The sequence below is a fragment of the Pseudomonas sp. TE9122 genome (genome assembly GCF_056278925.1).
The window spans coordinates 4,437,501-4,462,814 of record NZ_JBWBQI010000001.1; the positions used below are offsets into that span (position 1 = coordinate 4,437,501).

At 60.5% G+C, this 25,314-nt stretch carries 24 protein-coding genes and 1 pseudogene (1 of these 25 cut by a window edge); 11 read left to right on the forward strand and 14 right to left on the reverse strand.

What is annotated here, in order from left to right; all coding sequences use genetic code 11:
* The 5 genes and pseudogenes from msrP to ACZ9BE_RS19985 all read right to left on the reverse strand — a co-directional run.
* Positions 1 to 45 carry the 5' portion of a protein-methionine-sulfoxide reductase catalytic subunit MsrP gene (gene msrP / locus ACZ9BE_RS19965; RefSeq protein ID WP_476249845.1) on the reverse strand. 969 nt of this gene lie to the left of the window's left edge, so the window shows 45 of its 1,014 coding nt (coding positions 1-45); its start codon is at positions 43 to 45; its stop codon lies off the left edge, out of view.
* A gap of 63 nt (positions 46 to 108) precedes the next feature.
* Entirely contained in the window at positions 109 to 966 is an 858-nt protein-coding gene (gene pssA, locus ACZ9BE_RS19970) for a CDP-diacylglycerol--serine O-phosphatidyltransferase (RefSeq protein ID WP_016773182.1), read from the reverse strand.
* 148 nt (positions 967 to 1,114) lie between these two features.
* Positions 1,115 to 2,131: a ketol-acid reductoisomerase gene (gene ilvC, locus ACZ9BE_RS19975; RefSeq protein ID WP_003228216.1), complete on the reverse strand. Its 1,017-nt coding sequence runs from the start codon at positions 2,129 to 2,131 to the stop codon at positions 1,115 to 1,117.
* Between the two features lie 46 nt (positions 2,132 to 2,177).
* On the reverse strand, positions 2,178 to 2,669 hold the full coding sequence (gene ilvN / locus ACZ9BE_RS19980; RefSeq protein WP_003176102.1) for an acetolactate synthase small subunit: 492 nt from the start codon (positions 2,667 to 2,669) through the stop codon (positions 2,178 to 2,180).
* A gap of 2 nt (positions 2,670 to 2,671) precedes the next feature.
* Positions 2,672 to 4,397: pseudogene (locus ACZ9BE_RS19985) on the reverse strand (acetolactate synthase 3 large subunit).
* Between the two features lie 399 nt (positions 4,398 to 4,796).
* Here ACZ9BE_RS19985 and ACZ9BE_RS19990 point away from each other — a divergent pair.
* Positions 4,797 to 5,213: a DUF4124 domain-containing protein gene (locus ACZ9BE_RS19990; RefSeq protein ID WP_150638534.1), complete on the forward strand. Its 417-nt coding sequence runs from the start codon at positions 4,797 to 4,799 to the stop codon at positions 5,211 to 5,213.
* 124 nt (positions 5,214 to 5,337) lie between these two features.
* Here the strand turns inward: ACZ9BE_RS19990 and ACZ9BE_RS19995 are convergent, their stop codons facing one another.
* The 3 genes from ACZ9BE_RS19995 to mrcB are packed head-to-tail and all read right to left on the reverse strand — an operon-like array spanning position 5,338 to position 8,763.
* The gene (locus tag ACZ9BE_RS19995; RefSeq protein WP_460142352.1) at positions 5,338 to 5,673 is read right to left on the reverse strand and encodes a YqcC family protein; all 336 of its coding nucleotides are present in this window, start codon (positions 5,671 to 5,673) and stop codon (positions 5,338 to 5,340) included.
* The gene (locus ACZ9BE_RS20000) at positions 5,673 to 6,422 is read right to left on the reverse strand and encodes a tetratricopeptide repeat protein (RefSeq protein ID WP_041477844.1); all 750 of its coding nucleotides are present in this window, start codon (positions 6,420 to 6,422) and stop codon (positions 5,673 to 5,675) included. Before ACZ9BE_RS20000 ends, ACZ9BE_RS19995 begins: the two co-directional genes overlap by 1 nt.
* Positions 6,423 to 6,438: 16 nt before the next feature.
* Entirely contained in the window at positions 6,439 to 8,763 is a 2,325-nt protein-coding gene (mrcB, locus tag ACZ9BE_RS20005) for a penicillin-binding protein 1B (protein ID WP_095181816.1), read from the reverse strand.
* A 116-nt stretch (positions 8,764 to 8,879) separates the two neighbouring features.
* Between mrcB and ACZ9BE_RS20010 the strand changes: the two genes are divergently transcribed.
* The 4 genes from ACZ9BE_RS20010 (at position 8,880) to ACZ9BE_RS20025 (ending at position 12,244) form a co-directional block, all read left to right on the forward strand.
* On the forward strand, positions 8,880 to 10,436 hold the full coding sequence (locus tag ACZ9BE_RS20010) for a bifunctional aminoglycoside phosphotransferase/ATP-binding protein (RefSeq protein ID WP_476249846.1): 1,557 nt from the start codon (positions 8,880 to 8,882) through the stop codon (positions 10,434 to 10,436).
* A 91-nt stretch (positions 10,437 to 10,527) separates the two neighbouring features.
* A complete protein-coding gene (locus ACZ9BE_RS20015; protein ID WP_041477841.1) occupies positions 10,528 to 10,872 on the forward strand; it encodes a pentapeptide repeat-containing protein in 345 nt (114 codons plus the stop codon).
* 289 nt (positions 10,873 to 11,161) lie between these two features.
* On the forward strand, positions 11,162 to 11,434 hold the full coding sequence (locus tag ACZ9BE_RS20020; protein WP_016773175.1) for a TfoX/Sxy family protein: 273 nt from the start codon (positions 11,162 to 11,164) through the stop codon (positions 11,432 to 11,434).
* A 15-nt stretch (positions 11,435 to 11,449) separates the two neighbouring features.
* Positions 11,450 to 12,244 (forward strand): Crp/Fnr family transcriptional regulator, encoded by a 795-nt coding sequence (locus tag ACZ9BE_RS20025; protein WP_476249847.1) that lies wholly within the window; start codon positions 11,450 to 11,452, stop codon positions 12,242 to 12,244.
* Positions 12,245 to 12,476: 232 nt separating this feature from the next.
* On the opposite strand, the gene ACZ9BE_RS20030 is transcribed toward ACZ9BE_RS20025, so the two are convergent.
* Genes ACZ9BE_RS20030 through ACZ9BE_RS20045 form a run of 4 tightly spaced genes read right to left on the reverse strand, consistent with a single transcriptional unit; the run spans position 12,477 to position 16,018 of the window.
* The gene (locus ACZ9BE_RS20030) at positions 12,477 to 13,325 is read right to left on the reverse strand and encodes a ChaN family lipoprotein (RefSeq protein ID WP_315435457.1); all 849 of its coding nucleotides are present in this window, start codon (positions 13,323 to 13,325) and stop codon (positions 12,477 to 12,479) included.
* Positions 13,326 to 13,344: 19 nt separating this feature from the next.
* Positions 13,345 to 14,112, reverse strand: a complete 768-nt coding sequence (locus ACZ9BE_RS20035) for a heme ABC transporter ATP-binding protein (RefSeq protein ID WP_252868290.1) — start codon at positions 14,110 to 14,112, stop codon at positions 13,345 to 13,347.
* Entirely contained in the window at positions 14,112 to 15,095 is a 984-nt protein-coding gene (locus ACZ9BE_RS20040) for a FecCD family ABC transporter permease (RefSeq protein WP_476250147.1), read from the reverse strand. The genes ACZ9BE_RS20035 and ACZ9BE_RS20040 overlap by 1 nt, the downstream gene beginning before the upstream one ends.
* Before the next feature lie 50 nt (positions 15,096 to 15,145).
* Positions 15,146 to 16,018 carry a heme/hemin ABC transporter substrate-binding protein gene (locus ACZ9BE_RS20045; protein WP_353188477.1) on the reverse strand — a complete coding sequence of 291 codons (873 nt, stop codon included), beginning with the start codon at positions 16,016 to 16,018 and terminating at the stop codon, positions 15,146 to 15,148.
* Positions 16,019 to 16,182: 164 nt separating this feature from the next.
* On the opposite strand from ACZ9BE_RS20045, the gene ACZ9BE_RS20050 reads away from it, so the two are divergent.
* Positions 16,183 to 16,500, forward strand: a complete 318-nt coding sequence (locus ACZ9BE_RS20050) for a Rieske (2Fe-2S) protein (protein WP_122506697.1) — start codon at positions 16,183 to 16,185, stop codon at positions 16,498 to 16,500.
* On the opposite strand, the gene sfsA is transcribed toward ACZ9BE_RS20050, so the two are convergent.
* Both sfsA and ACZ9BE_RS20060 read right to left on the reverse strand, forming a co-directional pair.
* Positions 16,497 to 17,210, reverse strand: a complete 714-nt coding sequence (gene sfsA, locus ACZ9BE_RS20055) for a DNA/RNA nuclease SfsA (protein ID WP_236168687.1) — start codon at positions 17,208 to 17,210, stop codon at positions 16,497 to 16,499. The genes ACZ9BE_RS20050 and sfsA overlap by 4 nt on opposite strands.
* Positions 17,210 to 18,379: a pyridoxal phosphate-dependent aminotransferase gene (locus ACZ9BE_RS20060; protein ID WP_095181823.1), complete on the reverse strand. Its 1,170-nt coding sequence runs from the start codon at positions 18,377 to 18,379 to the stop codon at positions 17,210 to 17,212. Before ACZ9BE_RS20060 ends, sfsA begins: the two co-directional genes overlap by 1 nt.
* 332 nt (positions 18,380 to 18,711) lie before the next feature.
* On the opposite strand from ACZ9BE_RS20060, the gene dksA reads away from it, so the two are divergent.
* From dksA to ACZ9BE_RS20085, 5 genes are all read left to right on the forward strand, one after another.
* Positions 18,712 to 19,155, forward strand: a complete 444-nt coding sequence (dksA, locus tag ACZ9BE_RS20065) for an RNA polymerase-binding protein DksA (RefSeq protein WP_041477831.1) — start codon at positions 18,712 to 18,714, stop codon at positions 19,153 to 19,155.
* Between the two features lie 211 nt (positions 19,156 to 19,366).
* Positions 19,367 to 20,260 carry a tRNA glutamyl-Q(34) synthetase GluQRS gene (gluQRS, locus tag ACZ9BE_RS20070; RefSeq protein WP_252886811.1) on the forward strand — a complete coding sequence of 298 codons (894 nt, stop codon included), beginning with the start codon at positions 19,367 to 19,369 and terminating at the stop codon, positions 20,258 to 20,260.
* A gap of 77 nt (positions 20,261 to 20,337) precedes the next feature.
* Positions 20,338 to 20,514: a hypothetical protein gene (locus tag ACZ9BE_RS20075; RefSeq protein WP_003176118.1), complete on the forward strand. Its 177-nt coding sequence runs from the start codon at positions 20,338 to 20,340 to the stop codon at positions 20,512 to 20,514.
* Positions 20,498 to 23,452 (forward strand): sensor histidine kinase, encoded by a 2,955-nt coding sequence (locus ACZ9BE_RS20080; RefSeq protein ID WP_024014332.1) that lies wholly within the window; start codon positions 20,498 to 20,500, stop codon positions 23,450 to 23,452. Before ACZ9BE_RS20075 ends, ACZ9BE_RS20080 begins: the two co-directional genes overlap by 17 nt.
* Positions 23,453 to 23,474: 22 nt before the next feature.
* Positions 23,475 to 24,911 carry a sigma-54-dependent transcriptional regulator gene (locus ACZ9BE_RS20085; protein WP_041477828.1) on the forward strand — a complete coding sequence of 479 codons (1,437 nt, stop codon included), beginning with the start codon at positions 23,475 to 23,477 and terminating at the stop codon, positions 24,909 to 24,911.
* Positions 24,912 to 25,314 lie beyond the last annotated feature (403 nt).

Consider the following 25,314-nt stretch of genomic DNA (forward strand, 5'->3'; position numbering starts at 1 on the left):
ATCCGACTCATGGCAGTCGGATGCTTTGGGGATCTTGATCAACATGACAACTCCGCAGCTTTGGAGGACAGGTGCACCCATAGACTGCGGAGTATGCGGGAAATTACATCACTCGGCGTTTTTGTGACGACGAAGGCGCAACAGATACTGCACCGGACCGGACGCCGCATAGGCGAGGAACACCAGCAGCAGAATGCGCGGCGGATCACTGAACACGACAGCGAATACCAGCACCACCGCCAGGATCGCCACGAACGGCACGCGACCTTTGAGATCCAGCTCCTTGAAGCTGTTGTACTTGATGTTGCTGACCATCAGCATGCCGGCCGCCGCCACCATCAACGCCACCAGGAACGACATCTTCGAACCCTGAATGCCGTAATCGCTGAACGCCCAGACAATGCCGGCCACAACACCTGCCGCCGCCGGGCTGGCCAGACCGATGAAGTAACGTTTGTCCGCCGTGCCGACCTGGGTGTTGAAACGCGCCAGACGCAACGCCGCACCCGCTACATATATGAAGGCGACCATCCAGCCGACCTTGCCCATGTCTCCCAGCGCCCAGCCGAAGGCCAGCAATGCCGGCGCGACGCCGAAGGCGACCATGTCCGACAGCGAGTCATACTCGGCGCCGAAAGCACTTTGCGTATTGGTCATGCGCGCTACGCGACCATCGAGACCGTCGAGCACCATCGCGACGAAAATCGCGATTGCAGCGAAGGCGAAGTACTTGCTCGCATTCACCGAGTCGCCGGCGCTCAACGCGGCCTGCGCGCTCATCGAGTTGATGATGGAATAGAAGCCTGCGAACAGGTTGGCGGTGGTGAACAGGTTCGGCAGCAGATAGATACCACGATGCCGGACTTTACGACCTTCGGCGTCGTGCCCTTCTTCGATGTGTTCATCGATGGGCAGCAGGCTTTCGGCGTCGGAAGCCTTGTTCGGCTCTTCGGGACGTTCGCTCATGGACATTACCTTGCAACGGTTTGGAAAAAATTCGACAGAGGCTTGAGGACGACAGTTCGGCCACAAACGATGCAGCTTTATACCAGAAGCACCGGCCCAAACGAAAAAACGCGGCCTAGGCCGCGTTTTTCGTACAAGGGACGACGACTTAGTTTTTGGCTTTGTCGACGATCTTGTTGGCACCGATCCACGGCATCATGGAGCGCAGTTGCTCGCCGATGATTTCGATACCGTGAGCGGCGTTGTTACGACGCTTGGCGGTCATCGAAGGGTAGCCGGTTGCGCCTTCGCTGATGAACATTTTGGCGTATTCGCCGTCCTGAATACGTTTCAGGGCGTTGCGCATGGCCTGACGGGATTCGGCGTTGATCACTTCCGGGCCAGTCACGTACTCGCCGTACTCGGCGTTGTTGGAGATCGAGTAGTTCATGTTGGCGATACCGCCTTCGTACATGAGGTCAACGATCAGCTTCAGTTCGTGCAGGCACTCGAAGTAGGCCATTTCCGGCGCGTAGCCAGCTTCAACCAGAGTTTCGAAACCGGCTTTTACCAGTTCAACGGTACCGCCGCACAGAACGGCTTGTTCGCCGAACAGGTCAGTTTCGGTCTCGTCCTTGAAGGTGGTTTCGATGATGCCGGTACGACCGCCACCGACGCCAGCGGCGTAGGACAGTGCAACGTTTTTGGCGTTGCCCGAGGCGTCCTGGTAGATCGCGATCAGGTCAGGGATACCGCCGCCTTTGACGAACTCGGAACGCACAGTGTGGCCCGGGGCTTTCGGCGCGATCATGATCACGTCGAGGTCGGCACGCGGAACAACCTGGTTGTAGTGAATCGCGAAGCCGTGGGAGAAGGCCAGAGTGGCGCCTTTCTTGATGTTCGGCTCGATTTCGTTCTTGTACAGCGAGGACTGGAACTCGTCCGGGGTCAGGATCATGACCAGGTCGGCAGCGGCAACAGCGGAAGCAACGTCGGTCACTTTCAGGCCGTGAGCTTCGGCTTTGGCAACGGTGGCCGAACCTTTACGCAGACCGACGGTAACGTCGACACCGGAGTCTTTGAGGTTGCACGCCTGAGCGTGGCCCTGGGAGCCGTAACCGATGATGGCAACTTTCTTGCCCTGGATGATCGACAGGTCGCAGTCTTTATCGTAGAAAACTTTCATGAATTTCCCCTTATATCCGGCCGTTCAGGCCATGCGCTAATTTGGTTTAGATGCTGAGAACTTTGTCGCCGCGAGCAATGCCGGTCACGCCGCTACGGACGGTTTCCAGAATCGATGCGGTGCCGATGGACTGAATGAAGCTGTCGAGCTTGTCGCTGGTACCGGTCAACTGAACGGTATACACGCTGGCGCTGACATCGACGATCTGCCCACGGTAGATATCGGTAGTGCGTTTGATCTCGGCGCGCTGGGCGCCAGTGGCCTTGACCTTGACCAGCATCAGTTCACGCTCGATGTGAGCGCTTTCCGACAGGTCCACCAGCTTGACCACTTCGATCAGCTTGTTCAGGTTTTTGGTGATCTGCTCGATGACTTCATCGTGACCCACGGTGGTCAGCGTCAGACGCGACAGGGTCGGGTCTTCGGTCGGCGCCACGGTCAGGCTTTCGATGTTGTAGTTGCGCTGCGAGAACAGGCCGACTACACGAGACAGAGCGCCGGGTTCGTTTTCCAGAAGCAGGGAAATAATGTGCCGCATGATTAAGTACGCTCCGTCTTGCTCAGCCACATATCGCGCATGGAGCCGTCTTTGATCTGCATCGGGTAGACGTGCTCGCTTGGTGTCGACCGCAACATCGATGATCACCAGGCGATCCTTCATGGCGAACGCTTCGGCCATCTTCGACTTCAAATCTTTCGATTCGGTGATGCGTACGCCAACGTGGCCGTAGGCTTCAGCCAGCTTGATGAAGTCGGGCAGCGATTCCATGTAGGAGTGCGAGTGACGGCTGCCGTAGCTCATGTCCTGCCACTGGCGAACCATGCCCAGCACACCGTTGTTGAGGATGACGATCTTTACCGGCAAGCCGTATTGCAGGCAGGTCGACAGCTCCTGGATATTCATCTGGATACTGCCTTCGCCGGTGACGCAGGCAACGTCGTCGTCCGGGAAGCTCAGTTTGATGCCCATCGCGGCTGGCAGACCGAAGCCCATCGTGCCCAGACCACCGGAGTTGATCCAGCGGTTCGGCTTGTTGAACGTGTAGTACTGCGCAGCGAACATCTGGTGCTGACCCACGTCGGAGGTCACAAAGGCGTCGCCCTTGGTCACTTCGCAGAGGGTTTCGATCACGGTCTGCGGTTTGATCTTGCTGCCGTCGCCCTTTTCATAAGGGAACAGGCCGCGATCGCCACGCCATTCATCGACCTGCTTCCACCAACTGGCCACGGACTCCTTGTTCGGGGTCTCGCCGATTTCCTTGAGGATCGCGACCATTTCGGTCAGGACGCTCTCGACCGGACCCACGATTGGCACGTCAGCCTTGATGGTCTTGGAGATCGACGCCGGGTCGATGTCGATGTGGATGATCTTGGCGTTCGGGCAGAATTTCGCCGGGCCGTTGATCACCCGATCGTCGAAGCGTGCGCCGACGGCGAGGATCACATCGGCATGGTGCATCGCCAGGTTCGCGGTGTAACTGCCGTGCATGCCGAGCATGCCGATGAACTGACGGTCAGTGCCAGGAAAAGCACCCAGCCCCATCAAGGTGTTGGTCACCGGCAGGTTGAGCATTTTCGCCAGCTCGGTCAGTTGCGCGGAGCCATTGCCGAGAATCACGCCGCCGCCGGAGTACAGCACCGGGCGCTTGGCCGCCAGGAGCATTTCTGCCGCCTTGCGGATCTGCCCGGAGTGACCGCGAACGGCCGGGCTGTAGGAACGCAGCTTGGCTTTCTTCGGGAAGACGTATTCGAATTTCTCGGCCGGATTGGTCATGTCTTTCGGGATGTCGACCACGACCGGACCCGGACGACCGGATTGCGCCAGGTAGAAGGCCTTCTTCATGACTTCCGGGATTTCCGAAGCGTGCTTGATCATGAAGCTGTGCTTCACGATCGGCCGGGAGATACCGATCATGTCGGTTTCCTGGAACGCGTCGGTGCCGACCATGGTGCTTGGCACCTGACCGGAAATGATCACCATCGGAATCGAGTCCATATAGGCGGTGGCGATACCGGTGATGGCGTTTGTGGCGCCTGGACCGGATGTCACCAATACCACGCCGGCTTTACCGGTGGCACGGGCGTAGCCGTCAGCCATATGGGTAGCCGCTTGTTCGTGACGAACCAGGATGTGGGTCACTTCCGGTTCTTTGAACAGGGCATCGTAAACATGCAGGAGAGCACCACCCGGGTACCCGTAGATATATTTGACGCCTTCGTCACGCAAAAAGCGGACGAGCATCTCACCGCCAGATAAAAGCTCCACGTTGTTCACCTCTAAAACGCCAGAATACCGTCCACAAAAAAGGGGCGGGTCTTAATAGGTTTACTTCTCGGCAGAGCATGAGCGACGGTGGTCGCCGACTACGTCAGCACTGACTGAGCAAGTATTGGGATCGTCCCAAGTGTTGCGGGCCTTTCCCACCCAGCGCGAGGTAACGCGTTGCGGGTGTAACAGGTCGGCGCGGATGTGCGCCTCATGATCTACCGAGTGGGTCTGCTTCTGGCAGTCCCTCTACAGCGGACTTTGGATTCTTCTGTTTCGCCCTCTGCAAGTCAAGTCGTCTGTGGGGTTAATTGTGGGTAAGCACATGAGAACGCAAGAAAAAACCTGAAAAGCGCTACTCTGTTAGCGTCAATTGCGCATTTTTGCCAAGGAATCAGCATGCGAACGCTCCTCCTCACTTTGCTGATCGGTCTCAGCCCATGGTGCTCGGCCGCTCAAATCTACAAATGGGTCGATGCCCAAGGCGTCACGCATTTCGATGCACAACCGCCGCAGGGCCAACCGGCGACGACCGTGCAAACGCCCTCCTCACCCGCGCCGAAAGCCGCGCCGCTGCCGGGCGGCGGCGTACTCGGCGATCAGAAAGCCATTGATGCCAAGGTGAAGAAACAGGTCGCCGAGCAGCAGGCGCAGCTCAAGGCCTTTTGCGAACAGGCACGCACGAACCTGGCGCAACTGCAGAACAATCCGCGCTTGCGTGAGGAGGTCGAGGGGGATTTGCGAAGGCTCGATGATACACAGCGTCAGGAACGCATCGTCGAAGCGAAGAAGCAGATTGCCGAGAATTGCTCGTAATCGCGACGTCGGAACTTGTAGGAGCTGACGAGTGCAACGAGGCTGCGATCTTTTGATCCTGCTCGTCTAAAGTCAAAAGATCGCAGCCTTCGGCAGCTCCTACAAAGCTCCTACACAAACGCGCTCAGCGGGAGGCAGTGATCAGCCGGTCAAACTCTTTGAGCAGCACCTGCAACTGCCGATCCTTGCCGCCAAGGTTGCGCTGGGCGAAGACCATTTCCGCCATTTCCTGAATGCCCGAGGCGTTCGGCAAGGGCAGATCCTGTTCGAGGATCATCTTCATGCGCGGCAGGAAGATCCATTGCAGCCATTGCTCGAAGTCCAGCGTGTCGACCGAAAACGGCTCGACACTGCTCAGCGCTTCGGCCGATGGCTCAACCTCATCCCACCAGCCCTGGGTGCGCAGCTCGCGTTCAATCAACAACAGCTGATCGGCGATTTTCGGGAAACGCACGTCCATCACAGGGAAACCTTGGCCTTCTGACGGGCCAGCGCGGCGCCGGCGGAATCGCCTTGTTTCTCACGAGATTGAGCGATGATTTCCCACAGGCTGGCTTGCAGATCCGGACGACCGTTGGCCATGGTCAACGCGCGACGGGCAAATTGCTCGGCTTGCGGCGCATCGCCCTGGGCCATGCGCACCTGCGCCAGACGGTAAAGCACTTGTGGCTCCCGGGGGGCGACACGTTGCGCCCGCTCCAGGCTGGAAGAGGCACCGTTGAGGTCGCCGCCAGCCTGCTGCTGTTGCGCGGTGGTCAGCAAGGCGAGTACCGGACCGTCCAGTTGCTCATCCGCCGACAGACCACCGCCACTGCTGGCCGAAGGAATGCCACTTGGCGTCGACGGCATGCTGTAGCTGCCGGAGTTGATCGGCGCCGACTCAACCGCCGATGGGTTATACGGCCCCGACGTGATACCGCCAGATGCAGGCCCCGGGACGATCGGCGAAGAACTGATCGGTGTTGACACCGCAGCACCGCCGCCCGGCACCATCACCACCACGCCGGTATCGCCCTGCGGAATCGCCTGAGTCTGGCCCTGCGCCGGGCGCTTGACCGTGGTCTGGCGGAAACCGCCATTGGCGCCGATGCGTTCGCTGTTGGACACGGCCGTACCCGAATCCACTACCGGAATCGAACCACGCTGTACGGTGGAGCAGCCGCTGAGCAAAGCCACGGCGGTCACCGCTGGAATCAACCACTTGTTCACTTGAAACCCTCTTTGCTTAATTCATCCAGCCCTTGACCCAGTCCATCACCGACTCCGGCGAGGCAGGTGTTTCGCTTGCACACGCGGCGCCGGGTGGCGGCTCGCTGCCGCGAATATACGGCATCTGTACCGCGCCGGGGCAGTTGGCATCGGAACCCTGGCCGGTGCGCGAATCGACCCAGGCCTGCACGACGTTGTCCGGCTGCGGCATGTCCAGCGGCAGCGGATCGGCCTTGCGCATGAAACTGGTCCAGACCTGCAGCGCACCGGTCGCCCCGGTGAACGGCGTCTTGCCGTTGTCGTCGCGGCCGAGCCAGACCACTGCCAGCAGATCCTGACTGAAACCGGCAAACCAGCTGTCGCGCGAATCGTTACTGGTACCGGTCTTGCCCGCCAGTGTCAGGGTCTTGGGCAGCACGTTATAAACCGAACTGCCGGTACCTTCACGCATCACCCGCTGCATGGCGTTCTGGATCAGGTAAATCGAGGCAGGGTCGAAGCGCTGTTCGATCTGGAACGGATAACGCTTGAGCGGCTCGCCCTCGGCGGTCAGCACGCTGCGAATGCCGCGCATCGGCGTATTGAAACCACCGTTGGCCAGCGTCTGGTACATGGTCGCCACTTCGATCGGCGTCATACCGCCAGCACCGAGCAGCATCGACGGGAACGCCGGGAATTCACGGGTAACTCCCAGACGACCTACGGTCTTGAGCACGTTCGGCACGCCGACTTCCAGGCCCAGACGCGAGGTCGACAGGTTGTAGGAATGCGCCAGGCCCTGATAGAGGAACACTGTACCGTGGGAGCGGCGATCGTAGTTCTGCGGTTTCCACACCTGACCGTTGGCGCCCTTGACCGACAGTGGATCGTCCGACAGCCAACTGGTCAACGTGTACTGGCTCGGTTTCTCCAGCGCGGTCAGATACACCGCCGGTTTGATCAGCGAGCCGATCGGGCGTACCGCATCGAGTGCGCGGTTGAAACCGGCGTAACTGGCCTGACGGCTGCCGATCATCGCCTGGACTTCGCCGGTTTCCGGGTTGGTCACGACCATCGCCGCTTCGACGTCATCCGATCCCTTGCGCCCGGCCAGACGCTTGAACGTGTCGTTGACCGAGGCTTCGGCTTTCATCTGCAGAATCGGGTCGAAACTGGTGAAGATGCGCAGGCCTTCTTCGGTCAGGTCTTCGTCGCGGTAGTCTTCGCGCAACTGGCGTTTGACCAGGTCGATAAAGCCCGGGAACGAGCTGTCGGCGAGCTTGCCGCGAGTCGTCACACCGAGCGGCATTTTCTTCGCCGCTTCGACTTGTTCGGGGGTTGCCACGCCTTGCTGCGCCAGCACGTCGAGGACCAGATTGCGCCGCTCCAGCGCGCGTTCCGGGTTGCGGCGCGGGTTGTAGTAGGACGGTCCCTTGACCATGCCGACCAGCATCGCAACCTGATGCAGTTTCAGCTCGGACAAAGGCTGGCCGAAGAAGAACTGACTGGCCAGACCAAAACCGTGCACCGCACGCTGGCCGTCCTGACCGACGAAGACTTCGTTGAGATAGGCCTCAAGAATTTCCTTCTTGTCGTAATGCAGTTCCAGCAGCAACGCCATCATCGCTTCGGTGAGCTTGCGGGTCAGGCTGCGTTCGCTGGTCAGGTAGAAGTTCTTCACCAACTGCTGGGTCAGCGTACTGCCGCCCTGGGTCATCTTGCCGCCGGAGGTGTTGATCCACACGGCGCGGGCGATCGATTTCGGCGACACGCCCCAGTGACTGTAGAAGTCGCGGTCTTCGACGGCGATCAGGGTTTCGAGCAAGTACGGCGGCACCTGATCGAGTTTGATCAGGATGCGGTCTTCGAGATTTTTCGGGTAAATGCCGCCGATCATCAGCGGCTCGAGGCGCACCACCGACAGTTTCGAACCGTTGGTCGAGGACAGTTCGGCGACGTAATCGCCGGAGAAGCGCACACGCACCGGCTGCGGCTTTTCCAGACCTTCATAGAACTGGAAGCCACGAGTGTTCAGGTCAACCGTATTGCCGCTGACGGCGGCGGCGCCGGGGCCATTGCTCACGGCTTCGCGGCGATAGCCGAGGGCATCGAGTTCGGTGAGGAAATCGTCCTTGCTGAGCTTCTGTCCGACGAACAGCTCAAGCGGGCGCGCGTACACCTTGGCCGGGATGGTCCAGCGCTTGCCGGAGAACTTCTCCTGCACCACGGCATCGAGGTAAACGGCAAAGCCGGCCAGCACTACAAGGCCGACCAGGCTGAGTTTAATGGCCCAGCTCAACCATGGGCTGAGGCCCTTGGCTGGTGGTTTTTTCTTGGTACGGGGGGATCGGGATCGAGTCATGGCGGCGGATTATACGCACTTTATCGATCCTCAACAGGCACGCGCGGAGGTTTGCGTCAGGCGGGCAAGCAGCCATAATGGCCGCCTCGAATTCCCCCGCCTCTGAAGGATCGCCCGTGAGCCAGTCCCTGATCGCTGCCCTGCAAAACCCGGCCCTCTACCCGCATCCCGTCGAAGGGTTTCAGATCATCGAAACCCACATCTCGTGGGTGATTCTCACCGGGCCCTTTGCCTATAAAGTGAAGAAGCCGGTGAATTTCGGCTTCCTCGACTTCACCAGCCTCGACGCACGTGCGCATTTCTGCGCTGAAGAGCTGCGCCTGAACCAGCGTCTGACCGCTGATTTGTATCTGGACGTGTTGCCGGTCACCGGCAGCGTCGAGGCACCGCAACTGGGCGGCGACGGCCCGGCTATCGAATACGTGCTGAAAATGCGCCAGTTCCCGCAGAGCGGCTTGCTCAGCACCCTGCAAGCCAATGGCGAACTGACCACTCAGCACATCGACGCGTTGGCCGAGCAGATCGCCCATTTCCATCTCAACGCCCCGAAAGTCCCGGCCGAACACGACGCCGGTACACCGGACAGCGTGATGGCGCCGGTCGCGCAAAATTTCGAGCAGATCCTGCCGTTCCTCAGCGACAAGAACGACTTGCTGCAACTTGAGGCATTGAAAGCCTGGGCCGAAAGCAGCTTCGAGCGCCTCAAGCCCCTGTTCGCCCAGCGCAAGACACAAGGTTTCACCCGTGAATGCCACGGCGACATTCACCTGGGCAACGCCACGGTCATCGACGGCAATGTGGTGATCTTCGACTGCATCGAGTTCAACGAGCCATTCCGTTTCACTGATGTCTGGGCCGACACCGGCTTCCTCGCCATGGACCTGGAAGACCGTGGCCTGAAATCGTTGGCGCGTCGCCTCATCAGCCAGTATCTGGAACTGACCGGCGACTATGAGGGCCTGGAAGTGCTGAACTTCTATAAAGCCTACCGCGCGCTGGTGCGGGCCAAGGTGGCACTGTTCAGCATGCCGGCGGACGCGACTGCGGTGCAGCGCGCCACCACCCTGCGCCAGTACCGCAACTACGCCAACCTGGCGGAAAGCTACAGCACCATTCCTTCGCGCTTCATGGCCATTACCCACGGTGTTTCCGCAGTCGGCAAGAGCCATGTGGCCATGCGCCTGGTCGAAGCGCTGGGCGCAATTCGCCTGCGTTCCGATGTCGAGCGCAAGCGCCTGTTCGGTGAGCAGACCGTTGCCAACGACGTGCAGGCCGGCATTTACAGCGCCGATGCCAGCACCGCGACCTACGCGCGCCTGCATGAAATCGCCGAGGTGATTTTGCACGCCGGGTTCCCGGTAGTGATCGACGCGACCTATCTCAAACGCGAGCAGCGCGATAACGCGGCGAAGATTGCCGAAGCCACTGGCACGCCGTTCCTGATCCTCGACTGCAATGCCCCGCAAGCGGTAATCGAAAGCTGGCTGGCGATGCGCCAGGCCGATCAGAAGGATCCGTCCGACGCCACCCTGGCAGTGATCGAAGCGCAGCAGGCCAACCGCGAAGCGCTGACCCCGGAGGAGATTCTGCGCAGCAAACGCGTGCAGACCAATGAATCCGGCACGCTGGACACCGTGGTTGCGCAGATCCGTCAGCGCCTGCCGGGCCTGTAAAAAACTATTTCGGCCGTGAAGCCCTCGCTCGCTTCACGGCCGGCAAATAGTGGCACTATACTGGCGTCATAAAACCAACAGGTGATCTGACATGAGCCAGCCTAAACTGCTCGACACTCCGCTTTACGCCCTGCTGCACAAAGATGACGTTGCAGGCTTCAACAAAGAACGTCCACAGGATGGTCTGATCGACATGGTCGGCGGCGATTTTCGTGGCCTCGACCTGCGTGAACTGAACGCCGATAACGTGGATTTCCGCGATGCGTATTTCCGCTCCGCCGATTTGCGTGGCATCGATTTCCGCAAGGCTTCGCTCGAAGGCGCCAGCCTGGCCCATGCACAGATTTCCGGTGCGTACTTTCCGCCGGAGCTGAGTGCCGACGAGATCCTGATGTCAATGAATTTCGGTACACGGTTGCGCTATCGCACTCGCTGATATCCGGAAATCTTCCTGACACCACGCCTTGCCCCTATGGGAGCGAGCCTGCTCGCGACGGCGTAGTGTCAGTCGATATTGATTGTGTCTGATACGCCCTCTTCGCGAGCAGGCTCGCTCCCACATTGATAATCGTTTACCTCCCTTCCCTCTGCGTTCGCAGGTCCTTTACCCCCCTTTCTTAGAAGCTTTTGCGTCGAATCCGACCAAACAACCACGCTTTTCCTACTGATGGCTACACTGCTGAGAAGCTCGCCCACGCACCATTCGGCCGTCGCAAGGAGGCTTGATGAATGATGAACTGCAACACCTGAAAAATCTTGGCAAGACATCGGCGCAATGGCTGCATGCCGTGGGCATCCACAGCGCCTCGGACTTGCGTCGCCTCGGTGCAGTGGATGCCTACCGGGCCGTGCGTACTCGAGGCTTTCGCGCTTCAAAGGTGTTGTTGTATGCGATCGAAGGGGCATTGATGGACGTGCACTGGAACGACATCCCTGCCGAGCGCAAGGACGCCTTGAACAAGCAGCTCGAAGCCATTTCCGCGCGCCATAAAAACTGAACAGGCGCTGACGCCATGTATTTGCTGGGGGAACAGTCGGCGCACGCCGACGCATTGATCAATCGCTTGCAGAGTCTTCCCGGGCAGTGGCTACAGGATTTATCGCCATGCGCGACTGTTGTCGAACTGGAGGCCACGGATGATTTGTTTGCGCAGTTGCCGGACGATCAGCTGTTTTTGCTGAGCGAGGGCGTTGTGCATGGCTGCATCGCGGGCCGCCCTCTGTTCTATTGGCAGGAAGGTGATCTGCTCGGTCTGCAACGTGGCGAGCAATGGAGCGACTGTCGCGTATGCAGCGACAGCACTGTGCGCCTGCTGCCCTATGGTCGCGCAGAGGTTTTGCAGCATTTGTATGCTGAGCCTGATCGAGCCGAGCAGCTTCTGAGCTATCTGCTCGGGCAAATGGCGCTGCTCGCCCACGCTGTGGCCGAGTTGAAACCCCGGGAGTTCCGCAGCACCAACGGCTTCAAACGGGTCGAGGCCGGCGCCGTGCTGATCCAACAGGGCGATGCAGCGGATCATGTCTTCGTGATCATCGACGGGCACGCCGAGGCATTTGTTGACGGGCACAAGGTCGGTGACGTGCCGAAGGACGAGATTTTCGGCGCCATGGCGTTGTTTACCGGCGAGCCGCGCAACGCTTCGGTGGTGACGTCCGAGCCGAGCACGGTGATGTTGATTCCTGGTGATCAGTTTTTGAGCATGACCCGCAGCAATCCGAAGATCGCGCACAGCCTGATTGAGGGGATGGCTCGACGCATCGGACAGTTGAATCGCCAGATCACGCAGTTGACGACGCAGCGCACCTAGCGCATAGCCCTTTATTCACAGGGCCTCACCACCACTCGTAAAACTAAATTACAGATTTGCAAAAACAGCGGTTGACGCGGTAATGAGAATCGCTATGATTATCACAACTGGTCGCGAGATCAGTCGATATTCTGAAAAGCCCTTGGTTCGGACTCTCAGATTATCTCCTCATCAGGCTAATCACGGTTATTTGACCCGGTTTTTACCGGGTCTTTTTTTGCCTGCCGGAAAGTCATTTGGCGAATTGCTGACGCATCTGCTCGCAGTAATCCGGCTTCGGCGTGGCCGGCGTGTACCAGACGTAATCGGCCATCGCCGCCGTTACCGCAGCGCCCTGCTCGGCCAGCATCAATACGATCGGTGGCTTGCCAGCGCCAAGATCCAGCAAATGCAGCGGCACGCCGACATCCTTGCGCGCATGCCAGGCACCGGCCAGCAGGATCGAAGGCATTGGCGCCGCCAGCATGCGTTCGGCCATGCGTCGATCACGCTGTTGCTGAATTGCCAGCATCGCCGGCATCCGTGATTCGGGCAGCAGGCCGCAGTGGGATTCACTGACTTGTCCAAGCAACGTGTTCTGCACGGACAACGCATTACTGCGAGGACCGTTCAGCGCAGGTGGATTTCGGTAAAACGCACGGATTTCCCTGTCATCGAGATTGGCCGCCAGCAGCGGATATGGCTGTGTCAGAGCGAAGCGCACGATCGGCCCGTAAAGATTCCAGTCCCAGCCCTCCTGCCAGGTCAATGCCGCAGGCAAATCAGCCGCGACGGACTTCGACTGGCGCAGCGCATCGACTTTCGCTTGTTGATCCGGCGTGAGCATTTCCAGCAGCAGACTGCCTTGCACCCGGCGCTCGCCCAGCGACTGCAACAGCCACAATTGCGCAGCATGATGATCGGCATTGTCGTGCTGCTCACCGATGATCAAACGCTCAGGTTCAGCGAGACGCACCAGCAGTTGCTGCGCGGTGAGCATCTCGCCGCTGCGCAGATCGCGGATATCAGCGCCCACCGGCGGAGCCGCCACGTGCTGACAGCCCGCGAGCAACACCAGCGCCAACAACCACAATCCACGCATGCGACACCTCGATGATGATTCAGCGGGCGATGATCAGCGGATGCCCACGCTCCGGGTGCGGTTGCACCAAAACCTCCAGGCCGAACACCGCTCTGAGCGTATCCGGACGCAGCACCTGCTGCGGGGTATCCAGCGCAACCGGGCGCCCCTCCTCCAGCAACAGCACGCGATCACAATAGCGCGCCGCAAGATTCAGATCATGCAGGATCACCAGCACCGCCGCGCCGCGATCGGCGAACTCGCGCACCGCTTGCAAGGTGGTGTGCTGATGCAGCGGATCGAGCATCGATGTCGGTTCGTCGAGCAACAAGGTTTGCCCGGCCTGACCCGGCCAGAGTTGCGCCAGCACCCGCGCCAGATGCACGCGCTGACGCTCGCCACCTGACAACGCCAGATAGCTGCGCCCACTCAGGTGCCCGGCATCGGCGGCGGCCAGCGCTGCTGCGACAATCTCGTCATCGCGCACGCGCCCGGTCTGGTACGGCAAACGGCCCATGCCGACGACCTCTTCGACGGCGAAGGCAAAATCCAGCGTCGACACCTGCGGCAACACCGCCAGTCGTTGTGCCCGCTGTGTTCCGCTCCAATAGCTCAATGCCTGTCCGTCGAGCGAAACGTTGCCGTCACTGGCGAGCAACTCCCCGCACAAGGCGCCAAGCAACGTGCTTTTCCCGGCGCCGTTCGGCCCCAGCACCCCAAGCACCTCGCCGGGTTCGAGCCCGAGCGTGACTCCACTGAGCACCGCTTTGCGGCCACGGCGAACATGCAGATTGTGCGCAGACAACATCAGGCACGCCCTCGCAGCAGCAGATAAAGAAAGAACGGCGCGCCGATAAACGCGGTGACAATGCCGATTGGCAACTCCGCCGGCGCCAGCGCCAGGCGCGCCACCAGATCGGCGAGCAATAACTGGCTCGCACCCGCCAGGACCGAGGCTGGCAATAGCACTTTGTGATCCGGGCCGGCCAGCAGGCGCACCAGATGCGGCACCACCAGCCCGACAAAACCGATCATGCCCGCAGCGGCCACCGCCGCGCCAACACCCAGCGCGGTGCAGAACACCAGTTCGCGCTTGAGCCGTTCGACATCGATGCCCAGATGACCAGCCTCGGATTCACCGAGCAACAAGGCATTCAATGCCTTGGCCCGACGCGGCAGCCACAGCGCCACGCCGATGGTGATGATCAGCAAGGGCCACAACCGCGCGTAACTGGCGCCGTTGAGGCTGCCCAGGTTCCAGAAGGTCAGAGTGCGCAGCGTCGCGTCATCGGCCAGATAAGTGAACAGACCGACCGCCGAACTGGCCAGCGCCGTCAGCGCGATACCGGCCAGCAACATGGTCGCCACGTGGGTCTGACCGTTGCGCCGGCCCAGCCGATAGACCAGCGCCGTCACCCCGAGCCCGCCAAGAAACGCGCACACCGACAACAGATACGGCCCGAACCACTCCGGCAGGCCGCCAAAGAACGAGCCGCCGACAATCGCAATCGCCGCGCCAAGTGCCGCGCCACTGGACACCCCGACCAGCCCCGGGTCCGCCAGCGGATTACGAAACAGACCTTGCATCGCCACGCCGGACAGCGCCAGCACGCCGCCGACCGCCAAGCCGAGCAAGGTTCGCGGCAGACGGATCTGGCCGAGAATCAGCTCGGCCTGCTCCAGCCCCTCCGGCGCCAGCGGCACGCCAACCAGACGCAGCGCGGCGCGCAAAGTGTCAAACAGCGGCAGGCTCACCGGCCCCAATGCCAGCGACAGCCAGATCGCCAGCAGACACAGCAAGGTCAGGCCGATGAACAAGCCACGGGGTTTGACCAGTGTGGTCATTGGCCGCCCTTGGCCGGGTAGAAACCGTCCGTCAGGGTTTGCAAAGCAGCCGGCAACCGTGGCCCGAGACCGCCAACCAGCAGCGTCGGGTCCAGCTCCATCACCCGCCCGCTCTTGGCCGCGCGGCTGGAATTGAGGATGGGATTTTCCTTGAACAACGCGGCTTTTGCCGCCTCGCCGGTCAACGCTCGGTCAGCGAACACCAGCACTTCGGGATCGAGGCTGGCGAGGGATTCGACAGAAAACGGTTTGTAGCCGGTATGAGTAGCAAGGTTGTGCCCGCCGGCCTGTTGCAGCAGCCAATCGGCGGCAGTGTCCTTGCCGGCGATCAACGGCTTGCCGCCGGCGTGCCCGAGCAGCAGCAACACACCGGGGGCTTTCTGTGTGGTTTGCACTTGGGCAACTCGCACTGTCTGCGCCTGGAGCTGCTGTTGATAATTCTCCAGCAACTGCGCAGCCTTCTCTTGCGCACCGAGCAACTGGCCCAGATGAGTGACATTCTTTTCCAGCGTCGGCAGATCAGGCTGGGCTGAAAACAACTCGACTTTGACCTTGGCCGCTTTGACTTGCGCCAGAACCGGCGGCGGCCCCATTTCTTCGGTACCGATCAGAATGTCCGGGCGCAGGCTCAAGATGCCTTCGGCCGACAGGCTGCGCTGATAACCAATGCTCGGCAGCGTCTGCAACGATTGGGGATGCTGACTGGTGGTGTCGACCCCTACCAGCTTCGATTCGCCGCCCAGTGCGCTGACCCATTCCGACAGCGCACCGCCGGCGCTGACCCAGCGTTGCGGTAAATCCGCTGCGCTCGCCTGATGGCTGAGAAAAAGGCCGACGCACAGTACGGCAACGCGGGTTTTCAGGCGCATACGCAGCTTCCTTGAACAAGGTTTCCCGGGCATCGGCGCAGCGAGCCAAGTATCCTCGGCAACGGCCAGACTCCCTGTGGGATAAGGTCGCCATTTGATAATTGTTTGCATTTGAACGTCAAGCTCGGACATATCCCGACACGAGCGGACATTAGAGGATAGCCATGAAGTTTCTCTGCGCCGGCAGCGATCTGGCCGAAGCTGGCAGTCGCGGTTTCGAAATCGAAGGCAAAAAGCTGTTTGCCGTGCGTCGAGGTGGCCAAGTCTTTGTCTATTTCAATCGCTGCCCGCACCGGGGCGTAGGGCTGGAATGGCAGCCCGACCAGTTTCTCGATCCGAGCAACAGCCTGATCCAGTGCGCCACCCATGGCGCACTGTTTCTGATAGAGAACGGCGAATGCGTCGCCGGCCCCTGCGCCGGGCAGTCGCTCACGGCAATTGAATGCCGGGAGGATACACAAGGCGTGTGGATCGACGTTTAACCGTTGAGCCGCACGTCGAGTCGGCGATCGATGACCATCTCTTCATGGTCAAGGCGCACGCCATACGCCAACACCTCGACACCGCACGCGACCGCCTCACGCAGCGCCTCGGCGTAAGCCCAATCGATTTCCTCGGCCGGGCGCACGGCATCGATGCCGGTGAGGTTCACGCAGTACAACTGCACCGCCCGAATGCCGTCGCGCGCCAGATGCGCCAGCTCGCGCAGATGTTTGGCGCCCCGCTGGGTCACCGCATCGGGAAACGCCGCCACCGCCGTATCGTCGAAGCCCAAGGTGACGCTTTTCACTTCGACATACGCCGGGCCGCTGGGGTATTCGAGGCGGAAGTCGATGCGGCTTTTTTCCTGTCCGTAGGCAACCTCACGCTTCAACGCGGTAAAGCCGTTCAACTCGGTAATCACGCCAGCCTGCAAGGCTTCTTCGACCAAACCGTTGGCGCGCCCGGTGTTGACGCAAAACAGCCGGCCCTGCGGGGTTTCGCCAATTTCCCAAGTGCCGGGCAACTTGCGTTTAGGGTCATTGGAGCGACTGAACCAGACCTGCCCGCCCTCGACCTGGCAATTGAGCATCGAGCCGGTATTGGGGCAGTGAATGGTCAGCAACTCGCCGCTAACGGTCTCGATATCAGCGAGAAAACGCTTGTAACGTCGAATCAGCCGCGCTTCTTCCAGAGCAGGATAAAAGCGCATCAGCCTTGCCAGCTCTTCAAGCCGCGCGCGATGCGTTCCACGGCTTCCTGTAATCGTGCGAGGTTTTGTGTGTAAGCGAAGCGCACGTGATGACCGGCCTGATAACGACCGAAATCCAGTCCCGGCGTAAAGGCGACGTGCTCGGTTTCGAGGAAATGCCGGCAGAACGCGAAGGCATCGCCGCCGAAACGGCTGATATCGGCGTACAGATAAAACGCGCCTTCAGGCTCAACGGCAATGTTGAAACCAAGTTCACGCAGCGCCGGCAGGAGAAAATCGCGACGGCGCGCAAACTCGGAGCGGCGCTCTTCGAGAATCGCAATGGTGGCTGGCTCGAAACAGGCCAGCGCAGCGTATTGCGCCATGCTCGGCGCGCTGATGTAGAGGTTCTGCGCAAGCTTTTCCAATTCGCTGACCGCCGCGTCTGGCGCCACCAGCCAGCCCAGGCGCCAACCGGTCATGCCGAAATACTTGGAGAAACTGTTGAGGACAAAAGCGCCGTCATCGACTTCCAGCACACTGGCAGCATCAGTGCCGTAGGTCAGGCCGTGGTAGATCTCATCCACCACCAAGTGCCCGTGTCGGGCCTTGATCGCTGTGGACAGTCCGCCCAGTTCATCACGGGTCAGCAGGGTTCCGGTCGGGTTGGCCGGCGAAGCGACGAGGGCGCCGACACTGTCGTGGTCCCAGTGCCGCGCCACCAGATCCGGGGTCAGTTGATAACGCACCTCCGGCCCGACCGGCACCAATTGCGCCGCGCCTTCGACCAGCCGCAAGAAATGCCGATTGCACGGGTAGCCCGGGTCGGCGAGCAGCCAGTGTTTACCCGGATCGACCAACAGGGCACTGGCCAGCAACAACGCGCCGGAGCCGCCCGGCGTGATCAGAATCCGCCGTGGGTCGATATTCAGGCCATAACGCGATTGGTAGAAACCGGCGATCGCCTCGCGCAGTTCGGGAATGCCACGGGCGGCGGTGTAGCGGGTCTTGCCCGCCGTCAACGCAGCTTGTCCGGCGCGAATGATCGGCTCGGCGGTGGTGAAGTCCGGCTCACCGATTTCCAGATGGATCACGTCGTGGCCTTCGGCCTGCAATTCATTGGCCCGCGCCAGCAGCGCCATCACATGGAACGGTTCGATCGCACGACTGCGCGCACTGTAGGGGGCCATTGGAATGCCTTCGACGGAAAAAAGAGACGATTCTACCTGTCTGCCGGAACGAGCGAGAACCCGTGAAGGTCACAGCCTCAAGAACGCTGGACTGTAACGATCTGAACGTACGCTCCAGGATTGACTAAAATCAGTGATTGAACAGGTCTCCCTTCCCACAGACACGGCTTGTCAGACATCTGCAAGCGCCACCCGCCGGGGGCTCGACATCCGGGAGTAGCGCAGGCTGATTTGATCTGGTAAGTTCGCCCGCTTGCAGCCGCAGGGCCGGCAGGTGTCGGTGATGGAGCAATCCTGCGCAATGGATTACAAGAGTAGAGGCGGTCCATTTCATGCCCACCCAAGCAAAGCAACAGCAGCAAACGTCGATCAGCGGCTTCGAACCTTACGTTCAGAAGGCGGGTGAAGAGTACATGGGCGCTCCGATGCGCGCGCACTTCACCAAGATCCTGAACAAGTGGAAACTGGACTTGATGCAGGAAGTCGACCGTACGGTTGATCACATGAAAGACGAAGCGGCCAACTTCCCTGACCCGGCCGACCGTGCCAGCCAGGAAGAAGAGTTCTCCCTCGAACTGCGCGCCCGCGACCGCGAGCGCAAGCTGATCAAGAAAATCGACAAGACCCTGCAGTTGATCGAAGACGAAGAGTACGGCTGGTGCGAGTCCTGCGGCATCGAGATTGGCGTCAAGCGCCTCGAAGCCCGTCCGACCGCGGATCTGTGCATCGACTGCAAGACCCTGGCGGAAATCAAGGAAAAGCAGGTCGGCAAGTAATCTCGGCCTGAACGAAAAACGGAGCGTGTGAACGCTCCGTTTTTGTTTCTGTGTTTTGCCCGCGGAACCTGCTTCTGCCTCTGTGGGAGCGAGCCTGCTCGCGAAAGCGTCCTCTCAGATAACTCTCTTTCATGACTGACACAGCTTTCGCGAGCAGGCTCGCTCCCACAGGGGTAACCTGCTTAAATTCTGAATAGCCTTTATCGCCTCCATGACTGCCAAATCCCCCGCCTACATCGGCCGCTTCGCCCCTACCCCCAGTGGCCACCTGCACTTCGGTTCGCTGGTCGCTGCGTTGGCGTCTTACCTCGACGCCCGCTCCGTCGGTGGGCGCTGGCTGGTGCGCATGGAAGATCTCGATCCGCCGCGCGAAGAGCCCGGTGCGCAAGCGGCGATTCTCAAGGCGCTGGAAAGCTACGGTTTCGAATGGGACGGCGAAATGGTCCGCCAGAGCGATCGGCACGCGGCTTATGCCGAAGTGCTCGACAGCCTGTTCAACCACGGTCTGGCCTACGCCTGCACCTGCTCGCGCAAACAACTGGAGCCGTATCACGGGATTTATCCGGGGTTTTGCCGCAATGCCGGGCATGATCAGCACGACGCCGCGATCCGCCTGCGCGTGCCTGAGCTGGAATACCACTTCATCGATCGCGTGCAGGGCGAATACCGTCAGCACCTGGGCCGCGACGTCGGCGACTTCGTCATTCGTCGGCGCGATGGTCTCTACGCTTATCAATTGGCGGTGGTGCTCGATGACGCCTGGCAAGGCATTACCGACATCGTGCGCGGCGCCGATCTGCTCGATTCGACGCCGCGTCAGCTGTACCTGCAAGAACTGCTCGGCCTGAAACAGCCGCGCTATCTGCACCTGCCACTGATCACCCAGCCGGACGGCAACAAACTCGGCAAGTCCTATCGTTCGCCGCCGCTTGAGGCTGATCAGGCCACGCCGTTGCTACTGCGGGCCTTGCGCGCGCTGGGGCAGCATCCCGGCACCGAACTGGCTCACGCTTCGCCGCGCGAACTGCTGGCCTGGGGCAGCGCACATTGGGATGCTGCCAAGATCCCGCGCACACTGACCCTGCCCGAAGCGCAACTGCAATGACGACACTTGCAGTCGCGCGCCCATCCGTTACCATCGCCGCACGTTTTCGGGCACGCGCATAAAAAAGAGAGGCCGGGATGTACATCTATCGCTTGGTCCTGCTTCTGGTCGTCGGGATCTACCTGTTCTCCCCCGCCATCATGGATTGGTGGATCGACGCGACGGGCGCCTGGTATCGCCCTTATCTGCTCTGGCTGATCCTGATTGTCGTGACCTTCATCCTGCAGAGCCAAAAAGATGCCGATGAGCTTTAGCCTGACCCAGATGATCCTGATCAGCGCCGCGTACCTGGCGGCGCTGTTCGGCGTTGCCTGGGTCAGCGAACGGGGCATGATCCCGCGCGCGATCATTCGCCACCCGTTGACCTACACCCTGTCGCTGGGGGTTTACGCCAGTGCCTGGGCGTTCTACGGCACGGTGGGCCTGGCCTATCAATACGGTTACGGCTTTCTGTCCAGCTATCTCGGCGTGTCCGGTGCATTTCTGCTGGCGCCGGTGCTGCTTTATCCGATCCTGAAGATCACCCGCACCTATCAACTGTCGTCGCTGGCCGACCTGTTTGCCTTCCGCTTTCGCAGCACCTGGGCCGGCGCGCTGACCACGATTTTCATGCTGATTGGCGTCTTGCCATTGCTTGCCCTGCAGATTCAGGCAGTGGCCGACTCGATCGGCATCCTCACCGGCGAACGCGTGCAGAGCCGCGTGGCGCTGGCGTTCTGTGCGCTGATCATTCTGTTCACAATCTTCTTCGGTTCCCGGCATATCGCCACGCGCGAGAAACATGAAGGGCTGGTGTTCGCGATTGCCTTTGAGTCGATCATCAAACTGATCGCCCTCGGCGGCGTTGGCCTGTATGCGCTGTATGGCGTATTCGACGGCCCGCAACAGCTCGAACTGTGGCTGCTGCAAAACCAGACGGCCCTCGCCGCCCTGCACACGCCGTTGCAGGAAGGCCCGTGGCGCACACTGTTGCTGGTGTTCTTCGCCTCGGCGATCGTGATGCCGCACATGTATCACATGACCTTTACGGAAAACCTCAATCCGCGCTCGCTGGTCAGCGCCAGTTGGGGCCTGCCGCTGTTTCTGCTGTTGATGAGTCTCGCCGTACCGCTGATTCTTTGGGCCGGGCTGAAACTCGGCGCCACCACAGACCCGGAATATTTCACCCTCGGCATCGGCATCGCCGCCAACAGCAAACCGTTGGCCTTGCTCGCCTACGTCGGTGGCTTGTCCGCCGCCAGTGGCCTGATCATCGTCACCACCCTGGCCTTGTCGGGCATGGCGCTGAACCATCTGGTGCTGCCGCTTTATCAACCGCCGGCCGAAGGCAACATCTACCGCTGGCTGAAATGGACCCGTCGAGCCCTGATCGTGGCGATCATCATGGCCGGTTTCGGTTTCTACCTGATGCTGGGCGTCGAACAGGATCTGGCCAACCTCGGCATCGTCGCTTTTGTTGCGACCCTGCAATTTCTGCCCGGGGTGCTCTCGGTGCTGTACTGGCCGACCGCCAACCGCCGCGGCTTTATTGCCGGTCTGCTGGCGGGGATCACGGTCTGGGTGGTGACCATGTTGCTGCCGCTGGTCGGCAATCTGCAGGGTTTCTATATCCCGCTGTTGAACATGATCTACGTGCTCGACGACACCAGTTGGCACATGGCGGCCATCGCCTCGCTGGCGGCCAACGTGTTGATGTTCACCCTGATCTCACTGTTCACCAATGCCAGCCCGGAAGAAGCCAGTGCCGCCGAAGCCTGTGCGGTGGATAACGTGCGCCGCCCGCAACGCCGCGAACTGCACGCCGCTTCGCCGCAGGAATTCGCCACGCAACTGGCCAAGCCGCTGGGTGCCAAGGCTGCGCAGAAAGAAGTCGAGCAAGCGCTGCGCGACTTGTATCTGCCCTTCGATGAACGCCGGCCGTATGCCTTGCGCCGGTTGCGCGACCGCATCGAGGCCAACCTGTCCGGCCTGATGGGCCCGAGCGTTGCGCAGGATATGGTGGAAACCTTCCTGCCCTATAAGGCTGGCGGCGAAAACTACGTCACCGAAGACATTCACTTCATTGAAAGCCGTCTCGAGGATTATCACTCGCGCCTCACCGGCCTGGCCGCCGAACTCGACGCCCTGCGCCGCTACCACCGCCAGACCTTGCAGGAACTGCCGATGGGCGTCTGCTCGCTGGCCAAGGATCAGGAGATCCTGATGTGGAACAAGGCGATGGAAGAGCTGACCGGCATCGCCGCGCAGCGAGTGGTCGGTTCTCGCTTGAGCACCATCGCCAACCCGTGGAAAGAATTGCTGCAAGGCTTCATCAACCTGCCCGACGAGCATTTGCACAAACAGCATCTGGCCCTAGATGGTCAGACCCGCTGGCTGAATCTGCACAAAGCGGCAATCGACGAGCCGTTGGCCCCAGGTAACAGTGGCCTGGTGTTACTGGTCGAGGATCTGACCGAAACGCAGATGCTCGAAGATAAACTGGTGCATTCCGAACGGCTGGCCAGCATCGGCCGACTCGCAGCGGGTGTGGCCCACGAAATCGGCAACCCGATCACCGGCATCGCCTGCCTGGCGCAGAACCTGCGCGAAGAGCGCGAAGACGACGGCGAGCTGACGGAAATCAGCGGGCAGATTCTCGAGCAGACCAAACGCGTCTCGCGCATCGTCCAGTCGCTGATGAGCTTCGCCCATGCCGGCAGTCATCAGCACAACGACGAACCGGTGTGTCTGGCCGAAGTCGCGCAGGATGCCATCGGCCTGCTGGCGCTGAACCGGCGCAATTTCGAAGTGCAGTTCTACAACCTGTGCGATCCCGATCATTGGGTCGAAGGCGACCCGCAACGGCTCGCCCAGGTGCTGATCAATCTGCTCTCCAACGCCCGCGACGCCTCGCCGCCGCACAGTGCGGTACGGGTCAAGAGCGAAGCCGGCGAACACACGGTCGATCTGATCGTCGAAGACGAAGGCAGCGGTATTCCGTCGAGCATCATGGACCGATTGTTCGAACCTTTCTTCACCACCAAGGATCCGGGTGAAGGCACCGGTCTGGGCCTTGCACTGGTCTATTCCATCGTTGAAGAGCATTATGGACAAATCACCATCGACAGCCCGGCTGATGTACAAAGCCAACGCGGCACCCGTATCCGGGTGACCTTACCGCGTCATGTCGAAGCGACGTCCGCTGTGAACTGAGACCGTCGAGAGTATCGAATCAATGCCGCACATTTTGATCGTCGAAGACGAAACCATTATCCGCTCCGCCTTGCGCCGCCTGCTGGAACGCAACCAGTACCAGGTCAGCGAAGCCGGATCAGTGCAGGAAGCACAAGAACGCTTCACCATTCCTACGTTCGATCTGATCGTCAGCGACCTGCGCCTGCCGGGCGCTCCGGGCACCGAGCTGATCAAGCTCGGCCAGGGCACACCGGTGCTGATCATGACCAGTTACGCCAGCCTGCGCTCGGCGGTCGACTCGATGAAAATGGGCGCGGTCGATTACATCGCCAAGCCGTTCGACCACGATGAAATGCTCCAGGCGGTTGCGCGGATCCTGCGTGATCGTCAGTCGGCGCCAGCTGCCGGCGAAACCACGGCGAGCAAGCCTGCCGCCGGCAATGGCAAAGCCGCAGTGGATAACAGCAATGGCGAAATCGGCATCATCGGCTCCTGCCCGCCGATGCAGGACCTGTACAGCAAGATCCGCAAAGTCGCGCCAACCGATTCCAATGTATTGATTCAGGGTGAGTCCGGCACCGGTAAAGAACTGGTGGCCCGCGCCCTGCACAATCTGTCGAAACGCGCCAAGGCGCCGATGATTTCGGTGAACTGCGCGGCGATTCCGGAAAGCCTCATCGAGTCCGAACTGTTCGGCCACGAGAAAGGCGCGTTCACCGGGGCCAGCGCCGGTCGCGCCGGTCTGGTCGAAGCGGCGGACGGCGGCACCCTGTTCCTCGATGAGATCGGCGAACTGCCCCTCGAAGCCCAGGCTCGCCTGCTGCGGGTTCTGCAGGAGGGCGAGATCCGCCGCGTAGGTTCGGTGCAGTCGCAGAAAGTCGATGTGCGCCTGATCGCTGCAACGCACCGCGATCTGAAGAGCCTGGCGAAAATCGGCCAGTTCCGTGAAGACCTTTATTACCGTCTGCACGTGATTGCCCTGAAGCTGCCGCCGCTGCGTGAGCGTGGCGCCGACGTCAACGAAATCGCCAATGCCTTCCTCGCTCGCCAGAGCGCGCGGATCAACCGCACCGACCTGAAATTCGCCGCCGATGCCGAACAGGCGATCCGGCACTATTCCTGGCCGGGTAACGTCCGTGAGCTGGAGAACGCTGTCGAGCGCGCGGTGATTCTCAGCGAAAGCCCGGAGATTTCGGCCGACCTGCTGGGCATCGACATCGAGCTGAGCGATCTGGAGGACGATGAGTTCATCGGTCTGCCGCCGCAAACCGGCGGTAACGCCAGCAACAGCAGCCATGAGCCGACCGAGGATCTGTCGCTGGAAGACTATTTCCAGCACTTCGTCCTCGAGCATCAGGACCACATGACCGAGACCGAACTGGCACGCAAACTGGGCGTCAGCCGCAAATGCCTGTGGGAACGCCGCCAGCGTCTGGGCATTCCACGACGCAAGACCGGGGTCGCCAGCGAAAGCTGAGCGTTACCCACCGCGTGCGCGGGTAACGCATGACAATGTGAAAAAACTGTTACCGCAGTCGATTCACGTAACAGAAGCCGGGGTTATCGGTAACGAAACCCCGGCTTTTTTTCGCCCCTGCAAAACGGTTATATCGACCTAACCCCTTGTTTTACTGGGCTTGGCAAAAGTTGGCACGCACCCTGCTATATGTTTGGTACAAGAACAATAACAAGCAATGCACAAGACAATAAAAATAAGACGAATCGACTCACGCACAATAAAAACAAGACGGCGAGAGGCGCAGCTAACTGATTCTTTTGGAGAGGCGTTGTATTTGGGGCTTGCCCCACGACCAGGCCGAGAACAACAAAAACTGTCCTAAGACAGAGCCTGTACTGGTTGGATCGACAGATCACTGCAA